Origin of the sequence: Collinsella tanakaei, from assembly GCF_016900375.1 — a bacterium.
Taxonomy (GTDB): domain Bacteria; phylum Actinomycetota; class Coriobacteriia; order Coriobacteriales; family Coriobacteriaceae; genus Collinsella.
In genome coordinates, this window is sequence record NZ_JACJKB010000007.1 from 80751 (window position 1) to 99550 (window position 18800).

15 protein-coding genes are annotated in these 18800 nt (G+C 64.0%); 4 read left to right on the forward strand and 11 right to left on the reverse strand.

The annotated features are described in order from the left end of the window. Positions 1 to 49 precede the first annotated feature (49 nt). Positions 50 to 1033 carry a DMT family transporter gene (locus H6A16_RS05975; RefSeq protein WP_204617100.1) on the reverse strand — a complete coding sequence of 328 codons (984 nt, stop codon included), beginning with the start codon at positions 1031 to 1033 and terminating at the stop codon, positions 50 to 52. Between the two features lie 350 nt (positions 1034 to 1383). On the opposite strand from H6A16_RS05975, the gene H6A16_RS05980 reads away from it, so the two are divergent. From H6A16_RS05980 to H6A16_RS05990, 3 genes are all read left to right on the forward strand, one after another. Continuing rightward, positions 1384 to 4380, forward strand: coding sequence for an insulinase family protein (locus H6A16_RS05980; protein ID WP_204617102.1), 2997 nt, complete (start codon positions 1384 to 1386; stop codon positions 4378 to 4380). Positions 4381 to 4443: 63 nt separating this feature from the next. Then, on the forward strand, positions 4444 to 4971 hold the full coding sequence (locus H6A16_RS05985; RefSeq protein WP_204617104.1) for a DNA-deoxyinosine glycosylase: 528 nt from the start codon (positions 4444 to 4446) through the stop codon (positions 4969 to 4971). Beyond that, positions 4961 to 5569 (forward strand): 5-formyltetrahydrofolate cyclo-ligase, encoded by a 609-nt coding sequence (locus tag H6A16_RS05990; RefSeq protein WP_204617106.1) that lies wholly within the window; start codon positions 4961 to 4963, stop codon positions 5567 to 5569. The genes H6A16_RS05985 and H6A16_RS05990 overlap by 11 nt, the downstream gene beginning before the upstream one ends. 296 nt (positions 5570 to 5865) lie before the next feature. Here the strand turns inward: H6A16_RS05990 and metA are convergent, their stop codons facing one another. From metA to H6A16_RS06005, 3 genes are all read right to left on the reverse strand, one after another. Beyond that, the gene (gene metA / locus H6A16_RS05995) at positions 5866 to 6792 is read right to left on the reverse strand and encodes a homoserine O-acetyltransferase MetA (RefSeq protein ID WP_204617108.1); all 927 of its coding nucleotides are present in this window, start codon (positions 6790 to 6792) and stop codon (positions 5866 to 5868) included. A gap of 102 nt (positions 6793 to 6894) precedes the next feature. After that, positions 6895 to 8433 (reverse strand): zinc ribbon domain-containing protein, encoded by a 1539-nt coding sequence (locus tag H6A16_RS06000; protein ID WP_204617110.1) that lies wholly within the window; start codon positions 8431 to 8433, stop codon positions 6895 to 6897. Positions 8434 to 8595: 162 nt separating this feature from the next. Beyond that, positions 8596 to 10650, reverse strand: a complete 2055-nt coding sequence (locus H6A16_RS06005) for a RecQ family ATP-dependent DNA helicase (RefSeq protein ID WP_204617112.1) — start codon at positions 10648 to 10650, stop codon at positions 8596 to 8598. Positions 10651 to 10886: 236 nt separating this feature from the next. Here H6A16_RS06005 and H6A16_RS06010 point away from each other — a divergent pair, with 236 nt between their 5' ends. Continuing rightward, a complete protein-coding gene (locus H6A16_RS06010) occupies positions 10887 to 11882 on the forward strand; it encodes a YitT family protein (protein ID WP_342589721.1) in 996 nt (331 codons plus the stop codon). A gap of 181 nt (positions 11883 to 12063) precedes the next feature. Here H6A16_RS06010 and H6A16_RS06015 read toward each other — a convergent pair whose 3' ends face one another. From H6A16_RS06015 to H6A16_RS06045, 7 genes are all read right to left on the reverse strand, one after another. Beyond that, positions 12064 to 12786, reverse strand: a complete 723-nt coding sequence (locus H6A16_RS06015) for a GntR family transcriptional regulator (protein ID WP_239458236.1) — start codon at positions 12784 to 12786, stop codon at positions 12064 to 12066. 79 nt (positions 12787 to 12865) lie between these two features. Beyond that, entirely contained in the window at positions 12866 to 13495 is a 630-nt protein-coding gene (locus H6A16_RS06020) for an HAD family hydrolase (protein WP_204617116.1), read from the reverse strand. 184 nt (positions 13496 to 13679) lie between these two features. Then, on the reverse strand, positions 13680 to 14663 hold the full coding sequence (locus H6A16_RS06025; RefSeq protein WP_204617118.1) for an SIS domain-containing protein: 984 nt from the start codon (positions 14661 to 14663) through the stop codon (positions 13680 to 13682). A 126-nt stretch (positions 14664 to 14789) separates the two neighbouring features. Further along, positions 14790 to 15620 (reverse strand): PTS system mannose/fructose/sorbose family transporter subunit IID, encoded by an 831-nt coding sequence (locus H6A16_RS06030; protein ID WP_342589722.1) that lies wholly within the window; start codon positions 15618 to 15620, stop codon positions 14790 to 14792. 13 nt (positions 15621 to 15633) lie between these two features. Beyond that, positions 15634 to 16434: a PTS mannose/fructose/sorbose/N-acetylgalactosamine transporter subunit IIC gene (locus tag H6A16_RS06035; protein WP_204617122.1), complete on the reverse strand. Its 801-nt coding sequence runs from the start codon at positions 16432 to 16434 to the stop codon at positions 15634 to 15636. Positions 16435 to 16492: 58 nt separating this feature from the next. Beyond that, positions 16493 to 17428 carry a PTS mannose/fructose/sorbose transporter subunit IIAB gene (locus H6A16_RS06040; protein ID WP_204617124.1) on the reverse strand — a complete coding sequence of 312 codons (936 nt, stop codon included), beginning with the start codon at positions 17426 to 17428 and terminating at the stop codon, positions 16493 to 16495. A gap of 262 nt (positions 17429 to 17690) precedes the next feature. Then, the gene (locus H6A16_RS06045; RefSeq protein WP_204617126.1) at positions 17691 to 18731 is read right to left on the reverse strand and encodes a DMT family transporter; all 1041 of its coding nucleotides are present in this window, start codon (positions 18729 to 18731) and stop codon (positions 17691 to 17693) included. Positions 18732 to 18800: the final 69 nt, after the last annotated feature.

The following is an 18800-nucleotide window of genomic DNA, read 5'->3' on the forward strand; positions in this document are numbered from 1 at the left end:
CTTTCAGGACGGAGGAGCTTCCGGGCACCCGGCGGTGCGGGCGGGCTGGCTATACGGTGAGGAACATCATCGCGATGATCAGGATGAAACCGACGATATCCGTGCCGGAAAACGCCGTGCCGAGCATGATGGCGCTCGTCACCGTGGCGGCAACGGGCTCCGTCGTGCCGATGAGGCCGGCGCGCATGCTGCCGATGTTCTTAACACCCTGCATATAGAGCAGGTAGGCGGCAAACGAACCGATGAGCACGAACACGGCGAGCGTCTCGATACCGCCCGCGTCGAGGGCCGGCGCATTGTTCCACGGCTGCACGAAGATGAAGGTCACGATACCCGAGAGGAACATCGCCGAGCCGGTCACGATCGTGGAGCCGTACACCGGCAGGATCTTGACGGGCAGAATCGTGATGAGGGCGGCGCCCAGCGCAGTCAGAAGACCCATGACAAGGCCCATCGGCGGAATGGACAGGCGCGTGAGGTCGCCACCCGTGGAGATGAGCACGGTGCCGGCGAAGGCGAGCGTAAGGCCGGCGATCTCGCGCTTGCGCGGTCGGCGATGGGCGCTCACGCAGGTGTATGCCATGATGAACACGAGCTGCAGGCACTGCAGCACCGTCGCCGTGCCGGCATTGGTGAGGCGCACTGCGTTCAGGTAGAAGAATTGGTTGGCCAGAAGGCCGAAGAAGGTGAAGATCAGCTGCGTACGCCGATGCGAGGGCGTGGTCCACAGCTGGATGAAGCGCTTGCGGTCGAACAGCAGGATGATGAGCATGAACAGACCGCCCGCCAGCAGCTGGCGCACGCTCATGAGCCACATGGTGTCCACGTGGTAGACGTCGAACAGGGCGCTCGCCGCAGTGCCCGAGAAGCCCCAGAACGAGCCGCCGAGCAGAGCGCAGGCGACACCGATGATCATGCGGCGGGAAGCCTCGCCGTTCAGCCTGTCGCGCCAAGCACGACGCGCCGCGCGCGATGTGGCGTCGACACCTGAAGGTACCGATTCCCGTCCTTCGATCACGCGCTCGTCTGCCATGTTCTCCCCTCCGTCCGTCTCTGTGACCCGATGCCGGGCGCACAGCGCTCCGACCCGATTACCTTAACGAACATTTTTGCTGGTTAATAGGCATTTTCAGCATATCGGCAGCGAAATATGCGCCGTACTTCATCAAGCTGAAGCACGCCCTTGGAAAACGCCGGCGGCACGGCCGCTTTGGCACTTTGCCTCGATAAACTCATCACAAGTGGAGCGATGACGCGGGAGCGTCGCCGCCTTGGCTCCTCCGCATGCGCATCCCGCGCGCCCGGACGCGACATGCGGGTAAGATAACGGGTATTACCGAAAGCATCAGCCCCGTATGCGAGCCGAGCGCAAGGAGTCCTCCCATGACCGATACCGCCCATCAAGACAACACGCCCGTGCGCGAGCGTGCGCGCGCCATCCTGGATGCGAGCCCCCACCTGCACGGATTCGACCTCGAGCGCCGCGAGGAGGTGGCCGAGCTCGATGCCGACGCCTACGTGATGCGCCACGCCGCATCGGGCGCACGCCTGCTCTACCTGGCCTGCGAGGACGAGAACAAGGCCTTCGCCATCGGATTCAAGACGCCGCCCGTCGACGACACGGGCGTGTTCCACATCCTCGAGCACTCGGTGCTCTGCGGGTCGGCTCGCTTCCCGCTCAAGGAGCCGTTCGTCGACCTCATCAAGAGCTCCATGCAGACGTTCCTGAACGCCATGACCTATCCCGACAAGACGGTCTACCCCGTGGCCACGACCAACGAGCAGGACCTCCTGAACCTGATGGACGTGTACATGGACGCGGTGCTCAACCCCGCCATCTACAGCAAGAAGGCCATCTTCGAGCAGGAGGGCTGGCACCTGGAGGTCGATGACGAGACCGACGAGCTGCGCTACAACGGCGTCGTGTTCAACGAGATGAAAGGCGCCCTCTCCGACCCGAGCGACGTGCTGAACAACGCCGTCATGCGCGCCCTGTTCCCCGACACGGCTTATGCCTTCGAGTCGGGCGGCAACCCGCGCGCCATCCCGACGCTCACCTACGAGAACTTCCTCGACACGCACGCGCGCCACTACAGCCTGGCGAACAGCTACATCGTGCTGTACGGCGATCTCGACTGCGACCGTGTGCTCGGCTTTTTGGACGAGCGCTATCTGTCCGACCGGGCACGCGCGGAGGCCGACGCCGCCAAGCGCGCCGCCGGCACCCTCGTGGAGCATCCGGGCGAGCCGAACGAGCTTGCCCTGCAGGCGCCTGTAACCTGCGACTACACGAGCGTGACGATGGGCACCACTCCCGAAAACGCGCAGGTCGGCATGGCCTATGTGCTGGGAGGAGCACTCGACCGCAAGCGCGTGCTCGCGGCGGATGTGCTGTTCGACGCGCTGCTGGGCTCCAACGAGGCGCCGGTCAAGAAGGCGATCCTCGCCGCCGGTCTCGGCGGCAACGTGCTGAGCTACACCGAGGCCGCTTGCCTGCAGCCCTATGAGCTCATCATCCTGCAGGGCGCCAAACCCGAATCGGCGCGTGCGCTGCGCCAGGTGATCGAGGACGAATGCCGCCGCCTCGTGGAGGAAGGCATTCCGCGCGATCGACTGGAGGCCGTCATCTCGAGCGAGGAATACGCGCTGCGCCAGCGCGACTACGGCATCGCTGACGGCGTTGCCATCGCCTGCGACCTGCTGGGCTGCTGGCTGTACGACGACGATGCCGCGACCGCGGCGCTTCAGTACGAGCCCGTCTACGCCGAGCTGCGCCGCGAGCTGGACGGCACCTACTACGAGGACCTGCTGCGCGATCTCGTGCTCGAAAGCGACCATAGCGCCCTGGTGGAGCTCATCCCGGTCGGCGCCGAGGAGGCAGGCGAGGACCCCGAGATCGCCGAGCTCGCTGCGCTGCGCGCGCAGATGTCCGACGCGGACCTTGCCGCCGTCCGCGCCGAGGTCGATGCCCTGCGTGCAGCGCAGGAGGCCGAGGACTCGCCCGAGGCCAAGGCGACTCTGCCGCGCCTCCACGTATCGGATATCGGCCCTGCGCGCCCGGAGCCCGCGCTCACGCTCGACACGCGCACGCCGCTGCCCTGCCTCAAACACGACATCCCCACCCATCGCCTCGTCTACCTCATGGCGTACTTCGACCTTACGCACGTGAGCTACGCCGAGCTGCCCTACGTGTCCATCCTTGCGCGGCTGATGAAGCAGCTGGGCACCACGGAGCGCAGCGCATCCGAGCTCGACAGCTATATCGGTTCGAACCTGGGCTTCTTGGCGTTTGCGCCCGAGGTCATGGCGCAGCCGAACTGGAAGCTCGCGCGCCCCGTCCTCACCGTGGCGGCGGGCGCCCTCTCCGAGAAGCTCGACGCGCTTGCGAGCATCCCGGCGGAGGTCTGGGGCAAAACGGTCTTCAACGACACGGAGCGCATCCGCGACGTGCTGACGCAGATGCGTATCGGCATGGAGCAGAGCTTCATCACGGCAGGCCATCAGGCCGCCCTGCAGCGCTCGTGGAGCTACGTGTCGCCCGCCGGCATGGTGTCGGAGAACCTCTCCGGCGTGGACTTCTACCGCTTCCTGCGCACGCTGCTCGACAATTTCGACGAACGCGTCGACGAGCTGGTCGGCAAGCTCACCGAGCTGCAGGAGCGCATCTTCACCTCGTCGGGCACCGTCATGAGCTTTACCGGCAGCGATGAAGACTACGAGCATTTCTGGCAGATCGCCGGCACGATGGGGCTCGCCCCGCGCACCGCTCCTGCCAAGGAGCTCTACGTGCCCATGCCCGAGCCCAAGCGCGAGGCGTTTATCATCCCGAGCGACATCTGTTATGTGGCGAAGTCGGTCGACCCGCGCGCACTCGGCCTTGCCATGGACGGCACGTGGAGCGTTGCCGCGACCGTGCTCTCCTACGACTTCCTGTGGAACGAGATCCGCGTGAAGGGCGGCGCCTACGGCTGCGGTTTCCGTGCCGTCAACAACCGGCGCCTGAGCTTCTACACCTATCGCGATCCCGCGATCGACCCCTCCATCGAGCGCATCGCCGAGGCGGGGGCCTGGCTCGACGGGTTCGATCCCGACCCGCAGTCGTTCGAGGGCTTTATCGTGTCGTGCGTCGCCAGCCACGATGCACCCGTGAAGCCCTACGCCCTCACGCGCAGGCAGAACGCCGAGTTCTTCTCCAAGCGCCCCGTGCATTGGCGCGAGCAGCTGCGCGCCGAGATGCTTGCCACCACGCCCGAGAAGCTGCGGTCGCTCGGTGAGGTCATCGGTCGCGTTGCCGAGGAATCGGCACTGTGCGTCTTCGGAGGCCGCGAGGTCATCGAGCGCAGCAATGCGGGCCTGAACCCAATCGACCTGCTGGCTTAGCAACAGGGGCCGGGATTGATCTTGTCGCCCGGCCCCATCGGCATCCTGTTCGAAAGGCGCCCCATGAGCGAGGTTGTCACGCACACCATCGACCCGGTCTTCGACGCGCGGTCGCGCGTGCTCGTGCTGGGCACGATGCCCTCGCCGGCCTCCCGCGAGGTCGGCTTTTTCTACGGGCATCCGCAGAACCGCTTCTGGCGCGTGATGGAGCGCCTGTTCGGGCTTGCCGACCACGTTTTGGTTGAAAACGAGGCGCGCATCGCGTTCCTGTTGGAGCACCGCATCGCCCTGTGGGACGTACTGGCGTCCTGCTCCATCGAGGGCGCATCCGACGCGAGCATCGCCGACCCCGTGCCAAACGACCTGACGCGCATCCTGAATGCCGCGCCCATCGAGCGGGTGTTCACCACGGGCGGCACGGCGGCCAAGCTGTGTCGCCGCTTTGACGGTGCGCTGCTGCGCGAGCGGGGCATCGAAGCGGTGGCGTTGCCCTCCACGAGCGCAGCCAACGCGCGGATGCGGCTGGACGACCTGGTGGAGGCGTATATCCCACTGCGAGACGCTGTCAAGGGAGGCGCTCATGGGCGGTAACCGCAACAAGACGGCCCTTCGCCGACATGTCCTCCAGACGAGGGATGCCATACCTTGCTGCGAGCGCCGCGAACGCTCGCAGCGCATCTGCCACGAGCTTATCGCCCTGCTAGACGTTCTCACCGCCAGCCGCGCCGCGACGTCCACCGTTGCCGTGTACGCCGCCATGCGCTCGGAGGTCGACCTTGATGCCTTCATCCTAGGTGCGTATGAGCGCGGTTGCCGTGTTGCCTTTCCCTGCATGCAAGAGGGGCAAACGCACCAGGTCATGTGCATGCGCGCAGTGAGCGCCCATGACTATCGCGAGAACACCGCGCCGTTTATTGTTCATCCCGTCGCGTCGTTTGAGCCCGCGTCGGGTGAAGCCGATCGCTTTCCTCTTGTTCTGCCGAGCGAGATCGACATGGTCACCGTGCCGCTCGTCGCCTTCGACCCACAGCGCAGTCGGCTGGGGTATGGCGGCGGCAACTATGACCGCTACCTGCCGGATCTGAGACCAGACTGCCTGGTGGCCGGCGTCGCTTTCGCCGAACAGCAGGTCGAACGGGTTCCCACCGAGCCGCACGACCGTCCGCTACCACGCATCATTGCCGGCTGACGCCGCGCACGCCCCTGTTTGGAGAGCGAAGCAGCCTTTTTCGAAAAGTTAGTTCAGATATGCGTAAGCGCACAGAACTAGTAGGTTGATTTTTCAGGCAAAAAACATGTCCGTATTGGCTGCTTAGCCAACAATCTGCAATTAATAAAACTATAACGATATCTATTTAGTCTCGAGAGCGCCCGCTAAGAGCAGATTATTCAACCAATCCTTTTACTGGGTAACGCATATCTGAACTAACTTTCACCTTGAACTCGATAAGGCACCGAATTCCCGAAGAACAGAGCGAAAAATCGCTACTGCGCGTCGCCCGCCTGGCGAATGTCGTAGGGCGTCGTCTGGTAGACGTAGTAGTTCAGCCAGTTGGTGTAGAGCAGCTGCGCCTGGGCGCGCCATGTGTTGAGCGGCTCGCGCGTAGGGTCGTCGTTCGGGAAGTAGTTGACCGGAATCTCGGGATCGATGCCGCGTTTCAGGTCGCGCTCGTACTCGAGCTTGAGCGTATCGGCATCGTACTCAGGGTGGCCGAACACGAAGAACCGGCGGCTATCAGTCGACTTGACGATATACAGACCCACCTCGTCCGACACGGCGATGACCTCGAGCTCCGGTACGGCCTCCACGTCCTCGCGCGCGACATCGGTGTTGCGCGAGTGCACGGCAAAGAAGCGGTCGTCCAGTCCGCGCACGAGCGGACTCGACGGCTTGACGAGCCGGTGCTCGAACACGCCCGATGCCTTGGCGGGCAGGTCGCGCTTGTTGATGCCGTAGTGATAGTACAGGCCCGCCTGCGCGCCCCAGCAGATATGCAGCGTCGAGTGCACGTGCGTCGTGGACCACTCCATGATGTCGCAGAGCTCGGGCCAGTAGTCAACCTCCTCGAAGGGCATTTGCTCCACCGGCGCACCGGTGATGATGAGGCCGTCGTAATGGCGCTCGCGCACCTCGTCGAACGTGCGGTAGAAGGTCTCGAGATGGCTTGCCGCCACATGGGTTGCCTCGTGGCTCTTCGTGCGCATGAGCTCGACCTCGATCTGCAGCGGGGTGTTGGAGAGCTTGCGCATAATCTGCGTCTCGGTGGCGATCTTGGTGGGCATGAGGTTCAAGATCAGCACATGCAGCGGACGGATGTCCTGATGAATGGCCCGGTACTCGGTCATCACGAAGATGTTCTCGCCCTCGAGGGTCTCGGTTGCGGGCAGGGCATCGGGTATGCGGATGGGCATGGCTGATCGTCTCCTTGCGCTCGAGCAGATGCGCACCCATTGTACCGTGAGCGGCGGCTGCGTGGCCAAAAGGACATGCAGCCGCCGCTCACGCAGTTCTATCTAGTAGATCTCGATCGTGTCGAGCACCTCGGCTATGAGCTCGATCAGGTTATAGGCGACATTGCCCTGGCCGCGTATGGCGACGACCGCGTCACCGTCGCTGGTCATACCGAGCTTCTCGGTGCCGTTCGCGTCTCTGATGTCGGAGCCCGCCTGGACATCGCCCCGCTTGACGTCGATGATCAGGATGTCCTCGTTGCTGCTCGAGATGGTGTAGCGATCCTTGATGTCGCCGCCACCCGAGGCAAGGCGGATATCCCAAGCGAGCGGCAGTTTGATGCTGAACGATGGACCCTCGTAGACGCGTGCTTCCGTCCCCGACGGAAGCTTCACGTCGGAGGGATCGGGTTCGATCGCCTTGGGTGAACGCGTGATCGCGCCGCTCGTGGAGGACGAATCGTCATCATCGACGTCGGCATCCTCGTCCTTCTTGTCGTCCTCGGTTTCCAGATACTCCTCCCGAGCAAGATCGCGCAGCTCGTCCGCATTATCCACATCGGCATCGAGCAGGTACTCATAGGCATCGTCGATATCGGCCTCGGTCACCTCGCCGCGCCACGCGCGCACAAGCTCGATCGTCACGTCGTCGGTGAGGTCGATGGTCTTATCGGGGCCATCATCCTCATCGATCGAGAAGTCGATGCCATCGTCGTCGTATAGATACATCTTGCCGTCGGCGGCGATAGGCGATGCCAGTACCGTCAGCTCGTAGGATCCCGGCAGGATATCGGAAACGATGCAGTCGGGATCGACAAACCGCACATAGCGCTCGCTGTCGCCCGATGCCGTCTCGCCCTCGATCTCGACGGGAATCGGGCCCGAGCCGCTCTTATTCCAAAACGTCGCGTCGACATCTATCTCGAAGTTTCGCCCCGTTGCGCGCATCCGTTCGGTCTCCTCAGCTTCAGCTTCAGCGCGTTCGCGCTCTCGGGCCTCCTGCGCCTCCGCTGCGGCGCGTTCCTCCTCAGCGCGGGCCATCTCGGAGCTTGCCCACACGCCTCCGCCCACAACCAGAGCAAGCGCGATGCAGGCGCCGATGATGAGGGGGCGGCGCTTGCCATCGGGAATCGAGAAACCCGAAAAGCCGCGGGCAGACTCATCCGGCTGATCGCCTCCACCTTTTTCGTATGTGAAGGCATCCGGCGCCTGTGCATCAGCGTTTTCGCTGGTAGATCCATCTGTAGGTGCCGGGTCTTCAGGTGGAACAGGACCTGCTAAATCGTCGGGCACCGGGATATCCCCCACCTCCTCGCGGGCACTGTCGGAAAACAGGGAGGAAGGTGCCCCTTCCGCTGCGGCGGCATCCTGCGCGTCGCCCTCGGCGACAGAGGACTCATCCACCTGGACCGCGTCGCCCGGCTTCTCCGCGTCTGGATCCAGCGATTCCGCCGAGGCATCCCCAGCGGCATCGTCGACGGGTGCCGGCGCCTCTTCGGGTTCATCGCCGAGCGTCTCGTCCGATACCGCGACCGACTTGCCGCAAAACGTGCAGAAACGCGAATCATCGGGAAGCTTCTTGCCACAGTGCCTGCAGAACATGGCGACCCCCTGTCGTCGGAAGAGCGATAGGTGTCCATTATTGCAATCCAGACAGGTATAGACCTGTTTTAGCAAGACGATTTTCGGCAAGTGTCGAGCGTTTTCCCGCAAAGGTTAGGCATCTGGCAACATTTAGCACCCCGTGGGAAAAGCCTGCGGGACCTACGCCTCCGGCGTATCGGGCCCCCCAGCGTGCTCCTCCTCAAAGCGGGCGATCTCGGCGATGAAGGCCTCGCCGAAGTCGTCGGCCTTCTTCTCGCCGATGCCGGGCACCTCGAGCAGCTCCTCGCGCGATGCGGGGCGCTGGCGGCACATGCCGCGCAGGGCCTTGTCGGAGCAGATCATATAGGGTGCCCACTGGCGCTCGAGCGCAAAGTCGCGCCGCAGCTCGCGCAGCCGCTCGAACAGATCCGCGTCGTCACCCACATGCTGCCGTGCCGGTGCCGGTGCGGCCGCCAGATCCGCGGCGACCGCCTGGGGCAGCGGCTGCTCCGCCTCGTCGCGCAGCAGGTCGACCGCCCGCCTCACCCGAGCGCGGCTCGCCGCCTTCGCCTTTGCCGCCCGCCGCTTCATCGTGAACGAGAACGGGTGCTCGGGGCTGTCGCTCAGCACCTCCGCCGCATACGGACCCAGACCGATTACCGGATACTGCCCCTGCGACTGCACGAGGTACCCGCGGCCGACAAGCTGGCCGATCACGTCCTTGATGCGCCCGGTCGGCTCCGCGGCGAGCGACCCGTATCCCGGCGCCTCGTTCAGCCGGTACGACCGGATCCGCTCGTTGTTGGCTCCATGCAGCGCCTCGGCCACAAGCGCCCGGCCGAAACGGCCGCCGATGTCGCGCACGAACAGCACGGCCTCGCGCGCGATATCCGTCACGTCCTCGGTCTCGTAGGGCGTCGTGCAGTTGGAGCAGTTGCCGCAACCGGCCTCGTCGTCCCCCGTCGTCGCGTGTTCCACGCCGAGCGCACCCTCGTCGCCGAAGTAGCGCAGGATGTACCCGCGCAGGCAACCGGTCGTCTGGCAATAACCCTCCATGGCGGAAAGCAGGCGATAGCGGTTCTGCCGCGCAAACTCGGCGGCCTCGGTGCCCGCAGCCTCGCCTTCGTGCTCGCGGTCGATCAGATAGCGCCGCAGGCGGAAGTCGTTGCCGTTCCACAGCAGATAGCAGCCCGCCGGGTCGCCATCGCGGCCGGCGCGGCCCGCCTCCTGGTAGTAGGCCTCGATGCTCTCGGGCACGTTGTTGTGGATGACGTAGCGCACGTTCGGCTTGTCGATGCCCATGCCGAAGGCGTTCGTGGCCACGATCACGGGCGCGGTGTCGTTGATGAAGGCGACCTGGTTCTCGGTACGATCGGGCTGCGACATGCCCGCGTGGTAGCGTGCCACATGGATGCCTACCGGCTCGAGCGCATGCGCGAGCTTAAGGTACAGCTCGTCGACGGCCTTGCGCGTGGAACAGTACACGATGCCGCTCTCGTCAGCATGGGTCAGGGCGTAATCGCGGATCCAGGCGATCTTGGCCTTGTCGCCCATCTCCTCCACGCCGAAGAACAGGTTCGCTCGGTCGAACCCGGTCACAACGGTTTCAGGGCGGCGCAGCCCAAGGATGTTCACGATGTCGGTGCGCACGCGCTCGGTCGCCGTGGCGGTGAAGGCGGCAACGACGGGGCGCGTGGGCAGGGCATCGATAAAGGTTGCGATATCCAGGTAGGACGGGCGAAAATCCTGACCCCACTGCGAGATGCAGTGCGCCTCGTCGACGGCCACGAGCGGCACGCCGATACCGCCCGGTGCCGCCGCGGCTTGGGCAAACGCCAGAAAGCGCGGCTCGAGCAGACGCTCGGGCGCCACGTACATGATCTGGTACCAACCCTCGCCGGCACGCTTGAGCACCGTGTTCTGCTGACCGAGTGTGAGCGACGAGTTGAGATAGCTCGGGCGGGCGCCGACGGCCTTGAGGGCGCGCACCTGATCGCCCATGAGGGAGACGAGCGGGCTCACCACGAAGGTGATGCCCGGCAGCATGAGAGCGGGCACCTGATAGCAGATGGATTTGCCCGCGCCGGTGGGCATGACGCCGAGCGCATCGCGGCCCTCGAGGATCGCCTGGACCAGACGGTCCTGACCGGCCCGGAACGACTCGTAGCCAAAGTAGCGCGCAAGCGCCTCGTGCGCGCCGCCCATGGTGCGCTCGAACATCTCCGTGCCCTCCATCGCTCCCCTGCCTTTCTGCCCGCGTGGCGCATGCCGCTCATGTCGCGAGGATTATACGCCATGGGTCCAACCGAGCCCCAACCGGGCAAGGCCGGTCGGCGGGCGGCGCCGGCGCGTCGCAAGCGCACGATTCCTGCGCATTCATGGCGGGGTCGTGCAGGCCGCAGCGCTCGTTGTACGTCGCGGCGCGCATGCTAGAATCGGCGCAATATCGCTTGAATTCCGAAGGAGGATCCGTGGCAGCTGCCGATACCCTGTCCGACCGCGCACTCGAGCTCGCGCGCCTCACCATCGTGCGCCGCATCATCACCGCCGTCGCCGTCACGGCCTCGGCACTGCTGCAGGCGTTCGTCATCCAGGCGTTCGTCAACCCTGCCGACCTGCTGCCCAGCGGCTTCACCGGCATCGCCGTGCTCGTCGACCGCATCACATCGCTTGCGGGCGTGCGCATCGACACCTCACTCGGCATGCTCGCGCTGAACATCCCCGTGGCGATCCTGTGCTGGAAGAGCATCAGCCACCGCTTCGTCGTGTTCTCGATGCTGCAGGTCGCGCTGTCGTCGCTGTTCCTGCAGGCCTTTCACTTCGAGCCGCTGCTCGACGACAAGATCATGCTGGTGATCTTCGGCGGCATCCTCTCGGGCATCTCCATCGCGCTCGCGCTCAAGGCGGGCGCGTCGACCGGCGGCACCGACTTCATCGCGCTGCTCGTGTCCAATCGCACGGGCAAGACCATCTGGGGATTCATCTTCGCGAGCAACTGCGTGGTGCTCGTGATCTTCGGAGCCATGTTCGGCTGGGACAACGCCGCCTACGCCATCGTCTTCCAGTTCCTGTCGACCAAGGCCATCGACAGCTTCTACCACCGGTACGAACGCGTGACGCTGCAGGTGACGACGCGCTATGCCGACGAGATCATGACGGCCTATGTGGAGAGCTTCCAGCATGGCATCAGCTGCGCCGAGATCATCGGCGGCTACAGCCGCGAGAAGATGTACCTGCTGCACGCCGTGGTGTCGACTTACGAGGCCGAGGACGTCATCCGCCTCATGCGCACAATCGACCCCAACGTGGTGGTGAACATCTTCCACACCGACAACTTCATCGGCGGCTGGTGGCACGGGCATGTGGACGAGCCGGTGCCGACCGCTGTGCCCGACCCCGACAAGCTGCCGCCGCGCTCATCAGCCACCCGCAAGCGCGGCGCTCTGCTGCAGGACGACGGCCGCTAGCAATTCCCCGCACCCGCTTTCGGGACGGAGACGCCCTGGGGCATCCGCGGCGGCCTGGCCTCTCTGGGGACGTAGCCGGAAGGCGCCACCGGGGTTAGCAAACCCCGGTGGCGCCTTCCGGCTACGTCCCCAGAGAGGCCAGGCCGCCGCGGATGCCCCGAAGCGTAGCGGACGCGGGGCGCTAGAGCACGAAACGGTAGCGGCTGCCCACGTAGTACTGGCGGCCGATGCAGACCGGCTCATCGCGCTCATCGGCAAAGCAGACGTTCAGGAACAGCAGCGGATCGTTGGCCGAAATCGCCAGACGGCTCGCCTGCTCCGATGTCGCGCGAACCGCCTCCACCGTGCGCTGCGGCGTATGCGCAGGACGGCGGCCGCCGACCTCGGCGATCGCATCGAACAGCGATGCATCCTCAAGCGAGCGAGTCCTCAGCTCCTGGTAGCCCTCGTAGGGCAAAAACACGTTCTCCTCGAAAATCGGCTGGCCGTCGGCCGTGCGGATGCGCTGGATATACAGCAGCAGGGCATCCTCATCCAATTGAAGAAACTTCGCCTCGTCGGGCCGCACCGGCACGATCTGCCGATCGATCACATGCGCCCCTGCCTCCATGCCGTTATCACGGCACACCTGGGTAAAGCTCTTCGCGACCCCGGTCTGCAGCAGGCGGCGGTTTATGTGGGGCGTGCTCACGAAGGTACCGCGCCCCTGATGCTTCATCAAGTATCCAGCGGCGCATAGCTCCTCGATAGCGCGGCGTACCGTGATGCGGCTCACGCCGTACTTCTGCGAGAGCTCCGGCTCCGAGGGAATCTTCTCCTTGGGAGCGTAATCGCCGCGGTCGATCTCGGCTTTGATCTCGCCGAAGATCTGCTGGTAAAGAGGGGTCATCCGTTCAGCCATCATGAGTCCTATCAAGAACCGCTAATACGTATATGACGTAATTAATGATACACGTCTGCGCCAAACACACCGCTGCAGATGGCTACAGCTCGTCCAGAATATCCGCCAGCGAATCGATTATCCGGTCGGCACCGGATTGGTCGAGCACCACGCCCTCGTGCGGCCGCAGCGCCAGTACGCGTGCACCCGAGCGCCTACCCGCCTCGATGCCCAGCGGGGAATCCTCGATCACCAGCGCCTCATCGGGGCCCACGCCAAGGGCTCCCATCGCACGTTCATAGATCTCCGGATCGGGCTTGAAGGCCGAACACTCGTGTCCACTGATGGTGAAGTCCAGCACGTTCGCGATATCGGCAACCTCCACAAGCTCGTCGATCAGGTCGCGGTACGACGAGCTCGCGATGGCGCACTTCACGCCACGACGATGCAGCTCGCGCATGACGGGCGCCGCATCGCGGTTGAGCAGCTCGCCATACGGAACCGGGTGCAACACCTGATAGGCGGCATAGCCCTGCCTCAGCTCCTCGCGCCGCACCTCGTCGTCAGGCACGAAATACTCCCAGATGGCCTTCTCGTTCGAGCCGGAAAGGTCCGGAATCTCATCGAACGTGAACCCTTTGGTTTCCAGATACGCCACGCGCCGGCGATTGTAGAACCACTCGGTGTCCACCAGCACGCCGTCCATATCGAACAGAACTGCCTTGATCATCATTCCCCCTTGTACTACACGAGGAGGGGACGGCCCGACCGAGCCGTCCCCTCCCCTATGCACATGCCACAACAGGTTGCAACCGTCGGCATCCCCTGCATGCAAGCTGCCTTTGCGGCGAGCGCGGGCCCGCCATCCGCCCCCTAGAATGGAGCGCGGCAAGAACCCGCACTCGTCTGCGAGCTGACTAGTAGGTGAGCTTCCACATGTAGCGACGCTTGGTCAGCGGGTGCTGACGCGCGTCGGCCAGGTGCTCGGCGAACACGCGCATGACCGCGGTGTGCACGATCGGGTTGAAGTAGGTGGCAACGCTCGCGGGCACGCAGCCGGACAGACCGAAGTCCTTGGCGTCGATGACCAGATAGCGGGCATCGAAGCGCTGCAGGAAGGTGAGGGCACGGGCATCCATGGCGCGGGTGGCGCCGTCGGCCATGAACAGCACGAAGTTATGCTTGTCGTCAGTGAGCTCGAACGGGCCGTGGAAGTACTCGCCGGAGTTGAAGTTGCCGGAGTTGATCCACTGCATCTCCATCATGAGGAATAGCGAGGTGGAATAGGCGACCTTCTCGCTCGCACCAGAGGCCATGAAGTGGATGCACTCGTCGTCCTTGTGCTCCTGCGCCCAGGCCTCGGCGGTCTTGCCCACGGACTGAGCGGCGCGCTCGGCGCACTCGAAGACGTTGGCGAAACCGGCGAGCATCTCTTCGTAGTGCTCATAGCCCTCAGTCTGCTGCAGGATCTCGAGCGCGACGGCGATGGCGTAACCCATCTTCTCGGTCTTAGCGGCGTAATTGGCCTCGAAGCCGTGAACGATGACGTGGTCGACGCCCTTGGTAAGCGCGGAACCGGCGGCATGTGTGATGGCGACCACGGGGGCACCGGCGTTCTTGGCGGTCTTGTTGGCCTCGACGGTCTCGGGGGTGCCACCGCCGAGCGAGCAGGTGATCACGAAGGTGTTGGGTCCGAGCCACGCCGGGGTGTCGTAGTTGAACTCGTTGGCCGTGAAGATCTGCACGTTAAGCTTGTGGGTGTTGTTGGCCAGGAAGTACTTCGCAGGATACAGCTCGGACATGGAGGCACCGCAGCCAACAAAGGCGACGCTGTCGATCTCGTGCTTGGAGAGGACGTCAGCGACGATCTCCTTGGGCAGGTTCATGTCGATCTCGTACATGGAAAAACATTCCTTTCTGTATACGCGCTCGCCACATTGCCGGACGGGCGCATGGATACCGAAGAAGATGCGCGGCGGCGAGGAGGCACATCTCGGGCCGCCGCGCACATGGGAAGAGAGCTTCCGCTAGGCAAGAACGCCCAGAGCGGAGAGGACGATGCCGCCGACGATGGCGATGACGAGCAGCCAGCCGGTCTTCACGCCGCGCTTGATGAGCCAGTACATGATGCCGGTGAGCGCCAGCGGGATCATCTGGGGCATGATGGAGTCGAGAATGTCCTGGATAACCAAGGTGCCCTCGGAGAACGTCGCAGGCGTGGTGGCACCGATGAGAGTGGCGATCATGCCACCGACCGCCATAAGGCCCACGATGCCGCAGACATACATGACCTTGTCCATCATGTTGCCGCTCTGCAGCTTCTGCAGGTACTGGTGGCCACCCTGGTAGCCGAGCTTGGCTGCGAACCAGGTGATGAGCACCGACGGAATAATCGAGATCACCATGGCCAGGATGGGGCCGAGAATCGAGCCCTGCTGCGCAAGCTGAACGCCCAGACCAAAGGCGATAACGCGGATCGTACCCTGGAAGAAGGAGTCGCCGATACCGGAGAGCGGGCCCATGAGGGAGGTCTTGACCGCGTTGATGGAATCGGGATCGAGGCTTGCGGGGTCCTTGGCGTAGCTCTCCTCCATCGAGGCGGAAAGACCGAGAACGAAGGCGCTCGTCTGCGGGGTGCAGTTGTAGAACGCCATGTGGCGGCGGTAGGCCTCTTTCTTGCGCTCGAGCTGCTGGGGATCGGACTCATCCGGATAGCAGCGGTCGAGCGTGGGCACCATGCCGTAGAGGAAGCCCATATTCATCTGACGTTCGTAGTTCCAGGAATCCTGAATGGCCCAGGAACGCCAGAAGAACTGCCAGATCTTTTTGCGAAGCGAAACGTCTTTCGTGGTTGCCACAGGTATCTCCTCCTTACTCATCGTCGTCTTCGAGCGGATCGTAATCAGGGCCGGCAGCGCCGGCAGTGGCAAGCTGGCCGCCCGCGAACTTGAAGCCCATGAGGATCAGGGCCAGGATGCCGCCGAAGATGGACACGGCGATGACGGAGAGACCCAGGTAAGATGCGAGCATAAAGCCGAGGATGAGGAAGACCGTCATGCCCTTGTTGATCATCATGGAGAGCAGCAGGGCCAAGCCGTAGGCGGTGAGGATCTTGGAGGCGACATTCAGGCCGTTGGTGAGCCAATCGGGAATCATGTTGACCACAGCCTGGACCACGTCGGTGCCCGCGTAGACGGCGACGAAGATCGGCAGGAAGTACATGAGCGAGTACAGGACGGTGCCCCACACGATGTGCATGCGGTAGGCGCGCTTGAAATGGCCCTCCTCGATCGCGCCATCGGCGATGTGGCCGAGGAACACGATGATGGAGCGGAAGACGACGCCGAGCAGCTGGCCGAGCACGGCGACCGGGATGGCGATAGTCATGGCGGTCTCGGCCGAGGCGCCGGTTAAACAGGCGAACGCAGAGGCCACGATGCCGCCCAGCACCATGTCGGGCGGCACGGCGGCGCCGACGCTCACCAGACCCATGCTGATGAGCTCGACGGCAGCGCCGACCGCGAGGCCGGTGGGCACATCGCCCAAGACCACACCGACGAGCGTGGCGCCGATCAGCGGCTGCTCGAAGTTCAAACGACCGAGCAGGCGCGAATCGAGCATGCAGAAGACGCCGACAAGGCCGACGAGGAACGCGCTAACGAGCGTATCCATACCCTTCTCCTTTCAAGTAGTTGTATTGCCGTCCCCTTGGGGGATGAAGCCGAAGGTGCTAGAACGAGGTGATGTCCGTACGAGCCTGCGTGGGGGTCTGCTGCTCGTAGATCGTGATGCCCATGTCGAGGAGCTTCTGCGCGTCGGCGCACTCGGCGGCATCCAGGAAGACCGAGGAGTCTTTGCCGCCCACGGCGTGCGCCCCGTCATGGTTCGCGGCGGCGCCGAAGTTGATGGTCGGGAACTTGTAGGACTGGCAGAACTCGAGCATCTCGTGGACGTTGCCGAAGATGAACATGACGTTCTCGCCGAGCGTGTTGAGCTTGTCCATCTTGGCGAGCGCGCGCTCGACCGTGAACACGTTCAGGCGCACACCGGAGGGCTTTGCGAGCCTGAGGGCGCCCTTCTTGACCTCGTCGGTGGCAGCGGCGTTATCGACGACGATGATGCGTTGGGCGCCCACGGAGTTCACCCACGAGAACACGACCTGGCCGTGCAGCAGGCGGTAGTCGAGGCGCACAAGCACGATGTTCGCGGGGCCGGCGCCAGCCGTCGCGGCGGCCTTCTTGCCCTTCTTCGCCGGCGCGGCGAGCGCGCGCTCCTGCTCCTCGGACAAGGCGCAATTGCGCATACCGGAGCGCGCCTCGGCGATGAGGGACTGAAGCGCGGCGCCCGTGACGGGCTCGGGGCTGATGGCGAGCGAGAGCACGAGCGGCATGTTCATACCGCTGATGACGGTGATGCGCCCGTTCTTCTTCATGAGCTCGACCATCGAGTTGTTGACGCTGCTGCCCAGCATGTCGGTGCACACGTACACCGCATCGTCGAGCGCGAAGCCGGCGATCAGCTTCTCCACGTCGTTGGTGATGGGCTCCTTGTCGTCGCGGGCCAAGGAAACCACGTGGACGTTGGACACGTTGCCGAGAACCATCTCGAGCGTGTCGCGGGCTCCCGCTGCCAGCCCGCCGTGCGATGCCAGAATAATCTGATTCATCACGCCTCCTTTAAGTCGTTACGGTCATTATAGACGTCTTAGTCGTTACGTCTATAGTGTGTTAGCCTACCAAAGTGTTTGCTGGCATTTTTCTCCGTTCACGGCTCGTAACCGACCGTTTACCGCCGATGAGGGAATATTTCGGACGCATAAAGAGGTCATATCGGACCGGTAACAAACATGCCGAGACGCGTATGCATCCAACGGGATCGGCTAGGCGAGGGCTCGGATCCGCCACGCTCGGCGTGATGCGCACCGCGGCCTAGCGCGGCGCGAGCCACGCCTGCCAATCGGCGTCGTCGAGCAGGCGGCTGTAGGCGCAGGCCTTCTCGGCTCGCCACGCGCTCGCGTTGAAGCTCATCGCCTCGGACAGACGGCGCACGACTACCGAGGAACGCAGGGCGCGCACATCGACGTTCATGACCGCGATCGAGAGCAGCACCAGGCAGATGCCCACCGCCTTGATGGGACCCATGGGCTCCGCGTAGACGCAGATACCGACCAGCACGGTCGCGACGGTCTCGAACGACGCGACGACCGGCACCTTCGACGCCTCGAGGCCGAGTGCGAGACCGCCCATATACAGGATGTAGGCGAGCGCCGTCGGGATGAGACCGAACCCCGCGAGCACGAGCAGGGCATGCGGGCTTGCGGATGCAGCGATATCGCCCCAGGGGTACGCAAGGACGCCCATGGCCACCCCACCGAAGATGAAGCCGTACAGCGCGACCGCAAGGGAGTCCGCCCGTTCGGTCGCCATCTTGCTGAAGACCGCCAGCAGCGCCCCGAGCAGGCCCGCCACCACGCCGACTGCGATGCCGTACGCGTTGAAACCAAGGCGCGACAGGTCTCCCTCCGTGGCCACGAACACGCATCCGGCCACGTTGAACATCACCGCGGCGACCTTGTTCGCCACGATGCGCTCGCGGTAGAGCACGCGCCCCAGCAGACAGCCGAAGACCGGAGAGGTGTAGAGCAGCACCGACGCCGTGGACATGCCCACGCAGCGCATCGACTCGTAGTACGCGCAGTTCGCACACGCCAGACCGAAGACACCCACCAGCACACAGCACGCAAGCGACTTCCCATCGATGCGAAAGGCCGCAAGCGGATCGCCCTTGGGGCCGCGCGCCCCGCGCACAAGCAGCACCGACACCATACACACCGCGCCCGCGAGCAAGCGCAGCGCCGCGATGCTCACCGACGTCATCCCCGCCGCAGACAACTCGTTGACGAAGATGCCGATGCAGCCCCACATGAGCGCCGCTGCCAGGACCATGAGGTAACCCTTGTTCGCCCCCATCTGATTCACCCCTCCTTTAGGTATGTATCGTTATAGTCGTTATATACCTTTTATGCGGCGTGAACAACA